The sequence below is a fragment of the Paraburkholderia sp. J69-1 genome (assembly GCF_905220255.1).
Lineage (GTDB): Bacteria > Pseudomonadota > Gammaproteobacteria > Burkholderiales > Burkholderiaceae > Paraburkholderia.
This window is the reverse complement of record NZ_CAJMZG010000004.1, coordinates 385,459-399,375: the sequence shown is the minus strand read 5'-3', so window position 1 is coordinate 399,375 and position 13,917 is coordinate 385,459. Positions and strand designations below refer to the sequence as shown.

The 13,917-nt window shown below is 67.0% G+C and carries 12 protein-coding genes and 1 pseudogene; 1 reads left to right on the top strand and 12 read right to left on the bottom strand.

The genetic code is table 11. The features are described from left to right. Nucleotides 1-351 precede the first annotated feature (351 nt). From U5A67_RS10045 to U5A67_RS10020, 6 genes and pseudogenes are all read right to left on the bottom strand, one after another. Nucleotides 352-1,134, bottom strand: a pseudogene (locus U5A67_RS10045) (MinD/ParA family ATP-binding protein); the annotation flags it as partial. Continuing rightward, nucleotides 1,127-3,202: a flagellar biosynthesis protein FlhF gene (gene flhF, locus U5A67_RS10040; protein ID WP_321813865.1), complete on the bottom strand. Its 2,076-nt coding sequence runs from the start codon at nucleotides 3,200-3,202 to the stop codon at nucleotides 1,127-1,129. The pseudogene U5A67_RS10045 and the gene flhF, both read right to left, overlap by 8 nt. 288 nt (nucleotides 3,203-3,490) lie before the next feature. After that, complete coding sequence (flhA, locus tag U5A67_RS10035; RefSeq protein WP_205987029.1) at nucleotides 3,491-5,590, bottom strand: flagellar biosynthesis protein FlhA; 2,100 nt, start codon at nucleotides 5,588-5,590, stop codon at nucleotides 3,491-3,493. Continuing rightward, the gene (flhB, locus tag U5A67_RS10030) at nucleotides 5,590-6,873 is read right to left on the bottom strand and encodes a flagellar biosynthesis protein FlhB (RefSeq protein ID WP_321813864.1); all 1,284 of its coding nucleotides are present in this window, start codon (nucleotides 6,871-6,873) and stop codon (nucleotides 5,590-5,592) included. Before flhB ends, flhA begins: the two co-directional genes overlap by 1 nt. Nucleotides 6,874-7,123: 250 nt before the next feature. After that, nucleotides 7,124-8,362 carry a DUF3443 domain-containing protein gene (locus tag U5A67_RS10025; RefSeq protein WP_205987073.1) on the bottom strand — a complete coding sequence of 413 codons (1,239 nt, stop codon included), beginning with the start codon at nucleotides 8,360-8,362 and terminating at the stop codon, nucleotides 7,124-7,126. Between the two features lie 92 nt (nucleotides 8,363-8,454). After that, complete coding sequence (locus U5A67_RS10020; protein WP_321813863.1) at nucleotides 8,455-8,973, bottom strand: DUF2844 domain-containing protein; 519 nt, start codon at nucleotides 8,971-8,973, stop codon at nucleotides 8,455-8,457. On the opposite strand from U5A67_RS10020, the gene U5A67_RS10015 reads away from it, so the two are divergent. After that, on the top strand, nucleotides 8,972-9,325 hold the full coding sequence (locus U5A67_RS10015) for a hypothetical protein (RefSeq protein ID WP_321813862.1): 354 nt from the start codon (nucleotides 8,972-8,974) through the stop codon (nucleotides 9,323-9,325). The two genes, U5A67_RS10020 and U5A67_RS10015, sit on opposite strands and share 2 nt — an antisense overlap. Nucleotides 9,326-9,473: 148 nt before the next feature. Here the strand turns inward: U5A67_RS10015 and cheZ are convergent, their stop codons facing one another. From cheZ to U5A67_RS09985, 6 genes are all read right to left on the bottom strand, one after another. Further along, nucleotides 9,474-10,199, bottom strand: a complete 726-nt coding sequence (gene cheZ / locus U5A67_RS10010; RefSeq protein ID WP_205987026.1) for a protein phosphatase CheZ — start codon at nucleotides 10,197-10,199, stop codon at nucleotides 9,474-9,476. A 1-nt stretch (nucleotide 10,200) separates the two neighbouring features. Then, entirely contained in the window at nucleotides 10,201-10,596 is a 396-nt protein-coding gene (cheY, locus tag U5A67_RS10005; protein WP_205987025.1) for a chemotaxis response regulator CheY, read from the bottom strand. A 164-nt stretch (nucleotides 10,597-10,760) separates the two neighbouring features. Further along, the gene (locus tag U5A67_RS10000) at nucleotides 10,761-11,909 is read right to left on the bottom strand and encodes a chemotaxis response regulator protein-glutamate methylesterase (protein ID WP_321813861.1); all 1,149 of its coding nucleotides are present in this window, start codon (nucleotides 11,907-11,909) and stop codon (nucleotides 10,761-10,763) included. After that, nucleotides 11,906-12,706, bottom strand: a complete 801-nt coding sequence (gene cheD / locus U5A67_RS09995) for a chemoreceptor glutamine deamidase CheD (protein ID WP_205983241.1) — start codon at nucleotides 12,704-12,706, stop codon at nucleotides 11,906-11,908. Before cheD ends, U5A67_RS10000 begins: the two co-directional genes overlap by 4 nt. After that, nucleotides 12,703-13,677, bottom strand: coding sequence for a CheR family methyltransferase (locus tag U5A67_RS09990; RefSeq protein WP_321813860.1), 975 nt, complete (start codon nucleotides 13,675-13,677; stop codon nucleotides 12,703-12,705). Before U5A67_RS09990 ends, cheD begins: the two co-directional genes overlap by 4 nt. Further along, nucleotides 13,674-13,850, bottom strand: a complete 177-nt coding sequence (locus U5A67_RS09985) for a hypothetical protein (protein ID WP_321813859.1) — start codon at nucleotides 13,848-13,850, stop codon at nucleotides 13,674-13,676. Before U5A67_RS09985 ends, U5A67_RS09990 begins: the two co-directional genes overlap by 4 nt. Nucleotides 13,851-13,917 lie beyond the last annotated feature (67 nt).

Genomic DNA, 13,917 nt, shown 5'->3' with positions numbered 1-13,917 from the left:
CGCTGCGATCCCATGCAAATAAGTAGCCTGTTTCCCTTGCTGCGCTCTCGAAGCCCCACGTCAGGCGTGCTGGGGCGTCGGGCGCGGCACGGGCGGGTCCGCCCGCCATCCTGCATGGGCCGACGCAGGCGCGGATGGAACGCCAGTGACGGTCGAAACAAACGATTCCGCGGATGAAGCCAGTGCCGAGACCGCAGCCGCCGCCACGCCGGCCGGCGCAGTGGCCACCGTCGGGCTGGCCGCGCTGCCGTTCGAGGCGTCTGCCGAAGCGGCCGCCGCGCGGTTATCCGCCGCCACGGCTTCGGCGAAACTCGGCGAGCGCGCGGCGCCCGTCGAGCGTGCCGACAACGCCGGGCGCATCGGCCAGTGCGGCAGTTCGGCGGCCACGTGACGGAAGTCGCGCGCGGCCGCCGTCGACGGAAACGCATCGACGATGCAGCGCGACAGTTGCACGGCGCGCGGCATGTGCGGATCGGCGGCCACGCAGCCCGCGCTTTCGAGCGACACGGTGAGGTAGCGGCTTGCCACTCCAGCGAGGTTCTCGAGCGCGGCCTGCGCGTCGTGGGCATGCTCGACGTGGTTCGCCAGCACGCGGAACTGGCCGATCGCATGCGCGAAGTGCAGCCGTTTCATGCAGGCGTAGGCGTCGGTGATCGCCTGCGCGGACACGCGCATCACGATCAGCAGATCGTGCGCATGCATCGCGAGCGGCGAAAGCGCGCCTTCGGCGTCGAGCTGGGCGTCGATCAGGACGAAATCGGCCGGACCGGTCAGCACCTTGTTCAATTGCGCGCTGCTGTACTGCGCGCGGTGTTCGCGCGAGGCGGCCAGCACGCCGAAGCCGAGCGCATGACGCCCCACGGCTTCGTCGAGCGGCATCTCGCCGCGCATCACCGCCGCGAAGTTGCCCGCGCCGCGCACGCCGCCGAGCAGCCCGCTCACCGAACGCGGCCCAAGGCACTCGTCGATGATGAGCACGTCCTTGCCATGCGCCGTGAGCGCGGCCGCGAGGTTGATCACGGCGGTCGTGCGTCCCGGCGCGCCGGGACCGCCCGTCACCGCGATCACGCGCGAGCCTTCGCGCGCCAGCAGGCGCCGCAGACCTTCTGCCTGATCGATTACAAACTTATCCAAACCGGACCTCGGGGGCTTGCGAATTCGAACGGTTCGACAGCGCGGACAGCAGCGCGGGGATGTCGTCTTCGTGCGGCACGAACGGCGAGCGGTCGCGCGGCACGCAGAAGGCGCTGCGAATCAGGAAGCGGCGCGTGGCCACATACAGGTTCTCGGGCACCTTCTGGCCCGTCGAGACGTAGTGCACCGGCAGCTTGTAGCGCAGGACCGTGTCGAGCGTGCTGCCGAGGTTGGTCGCCTCGTCGAGCTTGGTGAGAATGCAGCCGGTCAGCGGCGATTCGTCCGGGCCGCTCTGGTAGGCCTGCACGACTTCGTTGAGCGTGTCGCCGTGATTGGTCGCCGAGAGCAGCAACAGACGCTGCACCGGGCGGCCCGTGCCGCACAGCATGGCGATCTGGTCGGCCACGGCGCGGTCGCGCTGGCTCATGCCGATCGTGTCGATCAGGACGATGTGCTTGTTCTTGAGTTCGGTGAGCGCGAGTTGCAGATCCGCGCCGTCGCGCACCGCATGCACCGACACGCCGAGGATCTTGCCGAAAATACGCAGTTGCTCGTGACCGCCGATACGGTAGCTGTCGGTCGTCAGCAGCGCGACCTTGCTCGCGCCGAAGCGCATCACGCAACGCGCCGCGAGCTTCGCCGTGGTCGTGGTCTTGCCCACGCCCGTCGGGCCCATCAGCGCGAATACACCGCCGCGCTCCATCAGCGCTTCTTCGTCTTCGAGCACCGGCAGATTCGATTCGAGCACCGACTGCAGCCACTCCATGCCGGCTTCTTCGGTTTCGACCGCCGGCAGACGCTCGATCATCATCTTGACGAGCTGCGCCGAGAAACCGGCCGCGAAAAGCTGCTTGGTCAGCGCGCCCTGCACCGGGCTGCGGCGTTGGCGCTCGCCCCACAGCAGGCCGGCGAACTGTTCTTCCATCATGCCGCGCATCGACGCGAGTTCGTTCATCACGGTCTCGTTGACCACCTGCTCGATGCGCGAGCGGATCGCTTCGCTGACCGTCTGCGCCGTGTTCGATGCAGCGGCGGCAGCGGCCGCAGCGGCTTGCGGGCCCGGTGCGGGGCCGGCGGCTTCGGGGCCCTGGCCGATGCTGCGCGCGGCGCGGCGAGCGGCAGCGTGAGCAGCTTCGAGCGCCCACTGCGGCTGGCTCGCTTCGACATCGGCGGGATGCACGGGGTCGGCGGTCATGCCGAGGCCCTTGGCCATCGCCGCGGACGGCGACATGCCAGGCAGGCGGCCGTTATCCGGCTGATTCTGTTGACTCGCGATACGGCGCGCGTGGTCGAGCAGCCAGGGATTCGTTTCGGCCATCGTGCGCGGTGCGCTCGCGGGTTCGCCGAACGGATTCGCGACCGCCTGTTCGAGCATGGCGGCGGCTTCGCGCGCGGCGGCCTGGTTCGAAGCGGGACGGTTCGCGCCGTTCGAGGGGAACGTGCCGAACGGCGAGGCGGCATGGCCGGCCATCGTCTGCGCGGTCGGCGGCATGGTCGATTGCTGCGCGGCCTGGCCAGCCGCGGCGCGCGAGGCCGCGAACGGCTGCGCGGAGGCGCTGCCCAGGGCGGCTTCCATGGCTTCGGCGATCGGCTTCGCGGGCTTCGGCGGCGTGGTCTGGGCGAGCGAGACGGCGATATCGTCGGCGTGATCGGCATCGTCGTGGTCGTTCTGCGCGTCAGCGCCCAGCGCGCCTTCTTCCGCGCCCACTTCCGGGCTCGCGCCGAACACCGACGAAAACACATCGGGCATGCCGCCGCTTGCGTAGGGATTGCCGAAGCTGGCCGGCGCTGCCGGAGCGTTCGACGCCGCGCCTGCGGCGGGGTTGCTCATCGAAGGCAGGGCCGGGCGCTGCGTGCGCGGCGCGAGCGCCTGCAGTTGCGAGCTGCCGAGCTTCGCTGCATCCGCCGGCGTGATCGCCGCGAGGTCGCTGTCCGCGAGCGCAACGATCTCGACCGTACCGTCGTCGAGTGCGCGGTTCGACAGCACGACGGCGTCCGCACCCAGCGCTTCGCGCACGAGGCGCAGAGCGTCGCGGCTGGTGCCACCGATGAATTTGCGAATGTTCAAGCTATGCCCCTGATGAGGTAAGCGGCCTGCGCCGCCTGTCGTATGCCGATGAATTGCGTCTGGATCACTGCGGCTCACGCACTGCGCGAACCCTTTTCCGATGTTGGAATTATTTCGAAGGTGAGCCCTTCACGATCGGTGGATCAGGACGGGGAAATGCGGGTAATTCGGCCAATGAGATGGCGAGGGGGAAGCGGGCGCGTCGAACTCGACGATCTCCGGGCCGGAAAACAAAACGCCCGCGGCGATGCGCGGGCGTTGTGTCGCTGAGCTTCCAGTGCCGGTGGATTAACCTACCCCCACCACATTCACCACCTTCACATTGCGCGTATCCGGCACTTCGGCATACGACAGCACCTTGAGCTGCGGCAGGCTGCGGCGCAGGAAGCGCGAGAGCATCGGGCGCAGCGCGTGCTGCACCAGCAGCACGGGCGCGAGACCCAGCACCTGCTGACGGCCCATCGCCATTTCCGTCTGCGTGAGCAGCGTGTGCGCGAGACCCGGCTCCAGGCCCGGATTCGCCCCGGACGTCAGCGTCTGCGACAGCACGCGCTCCAGATTCGCGTCCAGACCCATCACCTGCATATCGCCGCTGCCCGGGAACCACTGCTGCGTGATCGCGCGGCCCAGCGAAATGCGCACCGCCGCCGTGAGATCGTGCGCGTCCGCCATGCGCGGCGCATGTTCGGCGAGCGATTCCATGATCGTGCGCATGTCGCGGATCGGCACGCCTTCTTCCAGCAGGTTCTGCAGCACCTTCTGCAGCGTCGTGACCTGCATGATCTTCGGCACCAGATCGTCGACGAGCGACGGCGTGTCCTTCTGCACGCGCTCGAGCAGCGCCTGCACTTCGCGGCGGCCCAGCAGTTCGGCGGCGTGCGTGACGACGAGGTGATTCAGGTGAGTCGCCACCACCGTGCTCGAATCGACCACGGTGTAGCCGAACACCTGCGCCTGTTCGCGCATGTTCGAATCGATCCAGATGGCCGGCAGGCCGAACGCGGGATCGGTGGTCGGCGTGCCCGGCAGCGCCGCGCTCACCTGACCCGGATTGATGGCGAGCCACTGGCCCGGATACGCCTCGCCCGTGCCCACTTCCACGCCCTTGAGCGTGATGCGGTAAGCGTTGGGGCGCAGTTCGAGGTTGTCGCGGATATGAATCACCGGCGGCAGGAAGCCGATTTCCTGCGCGAACTTCTTGCGGATGCTCTTGATGCGCTTGAGCAGTTCGCCATCGGTGTTCTTGTCGACCAGCGGAATGATGCGGTAGCCCACTTCGAGGCCGAGCGTGTCGATCAGCGCCACGTCGTCCCAGCTCGCTTCGGTGTTCTCGACCGGCGCAGCCGCGGCCGGCAGGACGTCCGCCAGCACGGCGCTTGCCTTCTTCGCCTCGGCGCTCTTCTTCATGACGCGGCCAAGCTGGATCGCCCCGCCGCCCAGCAGCAGAAACGCGAAGTGCGGCATGCCCGGAATCAGACCCATCATGAGGATGATCGAACCCGTGATCATCAGCACGCGCGGGTTGGTGAACAACTGGCCCGTCAGCTGCGTGCCGATGTCTTCGTTGGTCGCCACGCGCGACACGATCACACCAGCCGCCGTCGAGATCACCAGCGAAGGAATCTGCGCGACCAGGCCGTCACCGATGGTCAGCAGCGTGTAGGTCTCGCCCGCCGCGCCAAAGGCCATGCCGTGCTGCACCACGCCCACGATCAGCCCGCCGATGATGTTGATCGCCATGATCAGCAGACCGGCGATCGCATCGCCGCGCACGAACTTGCTGGCACCGTCCATCGAACCGTAGAACTCGGCTTCCTGGGCGATTTCCGTACGGCGCTTGCGGGCGGCTTCTTCGTTGATGAGGCCGGCGTTGAGGTCGGCGTCGATCGCCATCTGCTTGCCGGGCATCGCGTCGAGCGTGAAGCGCGCGGACACTTCCGCGATACGCCCCGCGCCCTTGGTGATCACCATGAAGTTGATGACCATCAGGATCACGAACACCACGATACCCACGGCGAAGTTGCCGCCCACGAGGAAGTGGCCGAACGATTCGATCACCTTGCCCGCGGCGTCGGGGCCGGTGTGGCCTTCGAGCAGCACGATACGCGTGGACGCCACGTTCAGCGACAGACGCAGCAGCGTGGAGAACAGCAGCACGCTCGGGAACGCCGCGAAGTCGAGCGGCTTCATGGTGTACATGCTGACGAGCAGCACCATCACCGAAAGCGCGATGTTGAAGGTGAACAGCAGATCCAGCAGGAACGGCGGCAACGGCAGGATCATCATGCCGAGGATCATGCAGATCAGGATCGGCCCGGCGAGTGCGCGCAGATTCGTGCTTTGCAGCACTTCTGGGCGCCGCGCGAGGAAACCGGTGCGGGCGTTCATTACGTTGCTCCTTCATTGCCGTCGCGCGCGGTATCGGCGCGACCTGCGGTGCTTGATGCTTGATTCGGTGCGGCTTTCGCGGCGTTGCTTGCTGCGCCCGCCTCGGGCGACAGCGTGTCGTCGGCTTCTTCGGCGGCGTCTTCGTCGCTCACGCCGCCCTTGTCGAATTCGGGCGGCACGTCGAGATCGGTCGGCGCCATCGGCACATCGCCGCCATGTTCGCGAAAACGCTTGAGCTGATAGACCCACGCCAGCACCTGCGCGACCGCGCCGTAAAGCTGGCCGGGAATTTCGCGATTCAGGTCGACGTTGTGATACAGCGCCCGCGCGAGCGGCGGCGCTTCGAGCAGCGGCACGTTGTTCTCGGTGGCGATTTCGCGGATGCGCGCGGCCACCAGATTCACGCCCTTGGCGACCACCTTCGGTGCGCGCATGTCGCCGTCGGTGTACTGCAGGGCCACGGCGAAGTGCGTCGGGTTGGTCACGACCACGTCGGCCTTGGGCACCTGCGTCATCATGCGGCGGCGCGCCATCGCACGCTGCTGCTGGCGAATCCGGCCCTTCACGTGCGGATCGCCTTCGCTTTCGCGGTGCTCGCGCTTCACTTCTTCCTTGGTCATGCGCAGCTTGCGGTGATACGACCAGAGCTGATACGGCACGTCGATGGCGGCCAGCAGGAACATGCCGCCCACCGTCATGCCGCAGCACACCACGATCAGATGGAAGGCATCGGCGAATGCGCGCGGCGCGGGCTGCATGCCCAGACCCAGAATCTCTTCGCGATGGTTCCAGAGCGCCGAGCCGCCGATCGCGCCCACCACGATCGTCTTCACCGTCGACATGCCGAGCTGGACCGGCCCGTTCATCGAGAAGATGCGGCCGAGGCCCGTCATCGGGTTCAGTCGCTCGAACTTCACGCCGATCGATTTCGATGAAAACAGCCAGCCGCCCAGCGCCATCGGCGCGAGCAGCGCGGCCGTGCCGGTCAGTGCCAGCACCGGCAGCACGGCGAGCAGGCCTTCGCGGGCCGCCGTGCCGGCGCCAATCAGCATGCGTTTGGTCTCGAACGCGCCCGCGTGATTGAAGGTCAGCGCGCCGCGCAGCATCGCCTGCAGATGCAGGCCGATGGTGTCCGACAGCAGCCATGTGCCGAAGCAACCCGCCGACAGCAAGGCGAACGTGGAAAGCTCCCGCGAACGCGCAATCTGCCCCTCCTCGCGCGCCTTCTCAAGGCGCTTGGGAGTGGCTGATTCGGTTTTTTCGAGGTCGCTGTCCTCTGCCACATATGCTCCGGTCGGCGGCGCACGCTGCCCGCCACCCTGGTGGTGACGGCGCACGCCCTTTTTCAGTGAGAGCGATTATTGCCTTGCGGGGCAAGCGACGATCGGCGGAGTAAGGCAGGGAAACCCGGGTATTTCACCGGATGGGCGCGCGTGCGGCGCCGGCGGGCGGGAATCGGGGATCGAACAGTGTGGTCAAAGCGGCCCGCCGCCCGCGATGCGGCGGCGGGCGCGCGGGTCTGCCCGGATGCGATCAGAACGCCACGTAAGGCGTCTGCGTGCCGCCGGTCGCGGTCTTGTCGATGCCGTAATAGACGTAGCGGCCATAGAAGAACGGCAGGCCGAGATCGAGGCTCGAATTGGAACCGAACTGCCCCGCGAGGTCGTTGAACGCGAAATAGCTGCTGTTGCCGAGCAGCGCCGACGCATTCACCACATTGAAGCTGATCGTGCCGGAGTCCTTGTTCTGGTCGACCAGCGTGGTGGTGAAGGTGAGCGCCGTGGACGGACAGTAGAACGCGCCCAGACTGCCGCCGCATTGGGTGATGGCGCTATCGGCGAAGAAAATGCCGTTCGAACCCGAGTCGAGGAAGGCGGTCAGCGAGCGGCTGTTGAAGGTCGTCGTCAGATCGCCCCAGGCGGTCGTGGTGAAGCGCTGCGAGGCCGCCATGGTGTTGTTCGACTGCGTGCCGATGCCGAACACCAGCGTGCCCGTGGCCGAAGCCTGACCGTTATTGGAAACGGGCGGCATCTGCAGGATCACGCCGTTGTTGTCGGTGGTGAAGTGCGCCACCGGGTTGGCCACCTGCTGCGTGAGGGCCACGCCCGTCTGGGTGCAACTGGTGCCGTTCGGACAGGCGAAGTAGTTGCTCGAGGTGGCCGTCACGCAGGTCGAGCCGCAATCCCAGGGCGCGACGCCAATGCCCAGGATACCGTTCGCGCCCAGCGCCGAGGTCGTGTTCTGCGCGGCGCCGATGTTCGAGCAGATGGTCGGCACCGAAGAGGTCGCCAGGTCGCCGATCACCTGGATCGGGATGGCGCTGGCCGTTTCGCCGCCGATCTTGACGTCGGCGCTACGCACGGTGCCCCAGGTGTAGCCGTCCGCGAACGCCGTGCATTCCGCCAGCGTGCCGCTGCTGGTCGCGATCGTGGAAAGCGCGCTGCGCATCGTGCTGGTGAACGCCGAATTCAGCACGCGCAGGCCGTACGAGCCGGTATCCACCTGAATATTGTCGACGGTCTGACAGGTGCTGCTGCCCGCCGCGCACACCGTCACGCTGACGGTGGGGATATTCGGCATCGTGTTGGTGACACCGCTGTTGACCGTGACGGCAACGGTATTCGCGGAGGTGGCGGCGATCGGCTGCTGGGTCGGGCCGGCGGGCAGCCCGGACGTATCGCCGCTCGCGCTGCTGGCGCTGCTCGACCCCGAGGAGCCGCCACCGCCGCCGCAGGCCGCCAGAACGGTGGCGAGCGCGAACAGGGCGCCCAGCGCGACAGCGCGGGCAGATTGACGGGACTCGCGCGGCTGGCGAGTGAAGGCGTTGAGAATTCCGTAGTTGAACACGCGTCGCCTCCCGTTCGTTATTGGATGTCGGACGTACTGAAGCCCGACGGCAGCGCCGAGGGCAACCACGCCTGCCCCGAGAACGCGCCCATATGGCCGCCCGAATGCACCACGAGCGCGCTGCTCTCGACCGCGCCGGGACCGCGCACGCCATTGGCGCGGCTGGCCTGCACGCCCGCCACGTACTGCGGGAAATACGTGCCGAGCAGCGCCGATAGATCGGGCATCTGCGGCCCGCTCCACGCCACGGCGAACACCGTGCCCGCCGAGCTGAGGTATTCGCGCACGGCGGTGCCGTTGACGAGCGTGGTCTCGCGCACCGTGTAGGTGGCGCTGCTGGTGCTGCTGGTCGAGGACGTACTGGAACTGGTGCTCTGGGCCGCCTGACGCGCGACTGTCGACGCGGCACTCCCGGAGGTGGTATTGACGCTGGCGCCGGACGGCGTGGTCATGGGCACGCCGCCGAGCGCGGCGCTGGCCGGCTGCACGACGCCCAGCAGACCCATCGCGCATAACAACGCTGCGGCGAGACGCATGGCTGCGCCGCGCGACATCACAGGCGCGCTACGACGGAAAAACGAAGTGGAGACACCAGACGCGCAGTCCATCGCGCCAGGTGAAACGGCGCTGCAGGATGCGGAAGATACCGCGGGGGAAACTGAGCTAAAAGCTGAGCTGGAAAAAACGGCAGACCCAGCAGCAGACCCAAAGGTCGAAACGTGCGGATTCAAGGCGGCCCTCCCTCTCTCGGTGGCGCGCTCCACCGCACGGCTCGTAACGCCTTGGGCGACAGCAGAAGGCGGACGTCGGCTCGACGGGGAACGGCTGGCTTCGCTTCGTTGCGCCGCAGCAGCTGCACGCGCGATTGCGTGTGTCCTGCAGCAGTGAGCGAACGCCCACTAGTATGCCTGTCCCGCATGACATGCGACAGCACGCCGTCGGGACCAAACCGGGACCCCGCGCGGGTTGCCAGGAAGGTTGCCAGGCGCCGCGCATCGCGCAACGCCGGACAGCCCGCCCGGCCCTTCCCGCCGCCTCAGAAACCGAGGCTGGCGAGCAGGTCGTCGACCTGTGCCTGATCCTGCACCACGTCGGCCTTGCCTTCCGGGTTGATCTGCGGCCCGTTGAGCAGACCTTCGGGGCTGCCCGTGCTCGCGTGGACTTCCGCGAGCGCCGCCGCCGTGGCCGCGAACTGTTCGCGCCGCTCCGGTGCGATGTTCTCGACCAGCACGGTCAGCAATTGCTGCTCGATCAGATAGACCACGTCCATGATCTTCTTGATCACCTGGCCGGTCAGATCCTGGAAATCCTGCGCGAGCATGATTTCGAGCAGATGCTGGTTCGTCGCCGCGGTGGTTTGCGGCACCACGTCGAGGAACTGGCGCGTGTCGTCCATCAGCGAGCGCACTTCCTCGCGCCCGATCGGTGCGTCGTACCAGGTCTCCCAGCGCGCCGACAGCACCTTGGCGTCGGCTTCGAGCTTTTCCTGCATCGGCTTGGCGAGTTCGATGGCGGTCAGCACGCGCACGGCGGCCTGCTCCGTCATGTCGGCGACGTAGCGCAGGCGGTCGCGCGCGTCGGGCACCGCTTCGGCGGCGCGCTCGACGTGCTTGTCCAGACCCAGCTCGCGCATCGAATCGCGCAGCGTGCGCGTCAACTGGCCGATGCGCGCGAGGATACGGTCCGTCGCGAACTCGCCCGAATCGGCGTCGTCATGCTGCCCGGCGGGCAACGCCGCGGACGCATCAATGGGCTCGTTCACGTCAGCTCCCGGTCTTCGCCATCTTTTCGAGAATCTTGTTGAGCTTCTCGTCGAGCGTGGCCGCCGTGAAAGGCTTCACGACGTAGCCGCTTGCGCCCGCCTGAGCGGCGGCGATGATGTTTTCCTTCTTCGACTCGGCGGTCACCATCAGCACCGGCAGGTGCGTGAGCGTGGCGTCGGCGCGAATTTCCTTGAGCATCGCGAGGCCGTCGAGGTTCGGCATGTTCCAGTCCGAAATCACGAAGTCGTAGTTGCCGCCGCGCAGGCGTGCGAGGCCCGCAGCGCCGTCTTCGGCTTCGTCGACGTTCGAGTAGCCCAGTTCCTTGAGCAGGTTGCGGACAATCCGGCGCATCGTCGGAAAATCGTCCACCACCAGAATCTTCATTCCCTTATCCATCTCGGTTCCATTCTCCAGGCTAAAACCCGGGCAATTATCCAGACAAGCGCCATGCCTATCCAGATAAATTAATCGTGATCGATCGCACAGTCCTTACAGAATCGTGCGATCTCTCGAAATATTGACTGCCAGCGCGTTGACGAGCAATGCGCGCGCCAGCTCCGTCAGACGCGCTGGACGCGGTCGCCCATCGAAGCCAGACGCGTCATCACGCGGCGGCTCATGTCCGACAGCGAGGCGATCTCGTCGGCGGCGCCGAGCGCAATCGCTTCGCGCGGCATGCCGAACACGATGCAGCTTGCTTCGTCCTGCGCGAGCGTAAACGCACCGGCCTTGCGCATTTCCAGCAGGCCAGCCGCACCGTCGCGGCCCATGCCCGTCAGAATCACGCCGATGGCGTTCTTGCCCGCGTGCTGCGCCGCCGAGCGGAACAGCACGTCCACCGACGGACGATGCCGGTTCACCGGCGGGTCGTCGGACAAATGGGCGATGTAGTTCGCGCCGCTACGCGCGAGCAACAGGTGAGCGTGACCCGGCGCGATGTAGGCGTGGCCGGGCAGCACGCGTTCGCCGTGCTCCGCTTCCTTCACGGTGATGCGGCACAGGCCGTTCAGGCGCTGCGCGAACGACTTCGTGAAACCGGGCGGCATATGCTGCGCGATCAGCACCGCGGGCGCGTCGGGCGGCAGCGGCTGCAGCACTTCGCGGATCGCTTCGGTGCCGCCCGTCGAGGCGCCGACGATGATCAGCTTTTCGGTCGACAGCAGCGGGTTGTTGATCATCGGCGCGGCGGCGACCGGTGCGTGCGCGTGGGCATGCGCGGCGTGCGCAGGCGCATGCGCCGAGGCACCGGCGGCACCAGCAGCCGGCGCCGCGGCGCGCGCGGGCGCCGCCGGACGCACGCGGGCGCGCGAAGCGGCGCGTACCTTATCGGCGAGCTTTTCGGCGTAGTCGAGCATGCCGTCGCGAATGCCGACCTTCGGCTTGGTCACGAAATCGACCGCGCCCAGTTCCAGCGCGCGCAGCGTGATTTCATTGCCGCGCTCGGTCAGCGACGACACCATCACGACCGGCATCGGGCGCAGGCGCATGAGCTTCTCGAGGAAATCGAGACCGTCCATGCGCGGCATTTCCACGTCGAGCGTAAGCACGTCGGGGTTGTGCTGCTTGATCAGCTCGCGCGCCACGAGCGGGTCGGGCGCGGTGGCGACGACGGTCATATCCGGCTGGCTGTTGATGATCTCCGTCATCAGGCTGCGGATCAGAGCCGAATCATCGACGCAGAGAACCTTGATTTTTTGCACAGCGTTCACGCCTCCTCTACTGTCCTGGCGTTGTCATGACCGAAACCAGGACCATGACTGGATGGCCGCGTGGCAGACGCACTCGCGCCGAACAACTCGATGCGCGGGCGCGCCGGCTGCGGCGCGGATGTTGGAAAGGGATTGCCGCCTGCGGTGCCGCCGGCACGCGAGCCGTTCAGGCCGAACAGCTCGACGCGGGCACGGGCGCGCGCAAGGCGCTCGGCACGCGCTTCGGCGCCTTGCTGCGCGAGTTGCTGCTCGCGCTCGGCCACGCTCGTTTCCTGCGACAGACGCAGTTTCTTGACCATCACCTGGCCCGTGCGCGGCAGGAACGCCACCTTGCGCGGATGCGAGCCCTGCAGGTCTTCAGCGGTGATACGGATGCTTTCGGTCGCCAGATAACGGCGCACGAAGGCGGAATTGCGATCGCCGATATTCATCGTCGTCATGCCCGCCAGCACGGCTGCGCCGCCGAACACCTTGGCTTCGAAGCGCTCGCGGCGCCCGCCGGCCTTGATCAGTTCGTTGATCAGCATTTCCATCGCGTAGGCGCCGTAGCGCATCGCGTCGGAGGCGCCGTGCGGGGCGTGGGCGGCGTCGGCGCCGTCGTCGGGCAGCATGAAGTGGTTCATGCCGCCGATGCCGGCGGTGCGATCCTGGATGCAGGCGGCCACGCACGAACCGAGCACGGTGACGAGCACCATGTCTTCGTTCGTGGTGAAGAATTCGTTCGGCAGCAGCTTCACGCCGGGGCGTTTGAAGTGCGCGTCGAAGTAGCGGTTGGTCGCGATCGGCAAGCGGCTCATACGGTCGCTCCCAGCGGTTCGGTCTTCGCGCCCGGCTTCACCGCCGTGGCGGTGGCCGTCGCGGCGGCGGCGCGGCCGCGCGTCAGTTCGTAGACGGTCTGACCGCGCAGACGGAAGGCCTGCGTCACATAGGTGAAGTTTTCCGAATGGCCCGCGAACAGCAGACCGTCCGGCTTCATCAGCGGTTCGAAGCGCGTGAGCACCTGCGCCTGGGTCGGCTTGTCGAAGTAGATCATCACGTTGCGGCAGAAGATCGCGTCGAAGGTCTGACGCAGGCCGTAATCGGCGTCGGTCAGGTTCAACTGCTCGAACTTGATCATCTGGCGCAGTTCCGGGCGCACCTTCACGAGGCCAGCGTGCGAGCCCGTGCCCTTCAGGAAGAAGCGCTTCAGCCGCTCGGGCGAGAGATGCTTGACCTGGTCGTAGGCGTAGACGCCCGCATCGGCCTTGGCGAGCACCTGGGTGTCGAGGTCGGTGGCGAGCACGCGCGACTCGCGCGCGGCACGCTCGCCGAGCGATTCGATCAGCGTCATCGCGATCGAGTACGGCTCTTCGCCCGTCGATGCCGCCGAGCACCACACCGAAACCGGCTGCGTGCGGCGTTTGACGAAGTCGGCGAGGATCGGAAAGTGATGCGCTTCGCGAAAGAACGCCGTGAGGTTGGTGGTCAGCGCGTTGGTGAACGCTTCCCACTCGTTCGCATCGTTGCGCTTTTCGAGTTCGTCGAGATAGTCGCGGAAGGTATCGAGGCCGAGCGCGCGCAGACGCCGCGCAAGACGGCTGTACGCCATGTCGCGCTTGTGGTCCGAGAGCGAAATCCCGGCGCGGCGGTGGATCAGCGCGCGGATGCGCTCGAAGTCCGCCGAGGTGAACTCGAAGTCGCGCGCGGCGCCTTCGCCGCCGGCGCGCGGCACATCGGCGTGACGATCGCTGCGATCGCCACGATCGGGACGGGAACGCAGCGCGTTCATGATGCCGCTCCAGCGCGTCGGGCGCGCAAGCCTGCTGCGTTCATCGAATCTTCCTGGGCCGTTGCTGCGTGGCCGCCCGCCTGCAATGCGTGCGGCGCATGCGCGGCGCGTGTCGCGTCCGCCGCCTTGCGGGCAGCGGCGCGGTGCATCTCCGGCCGTCCTTGTGCGCTCATGTGCATTGCTGTGCTCGTCGCGATTTCAGTGGTTCAAGGGTTCCGCTCGACGCGGAGGATCAAAACG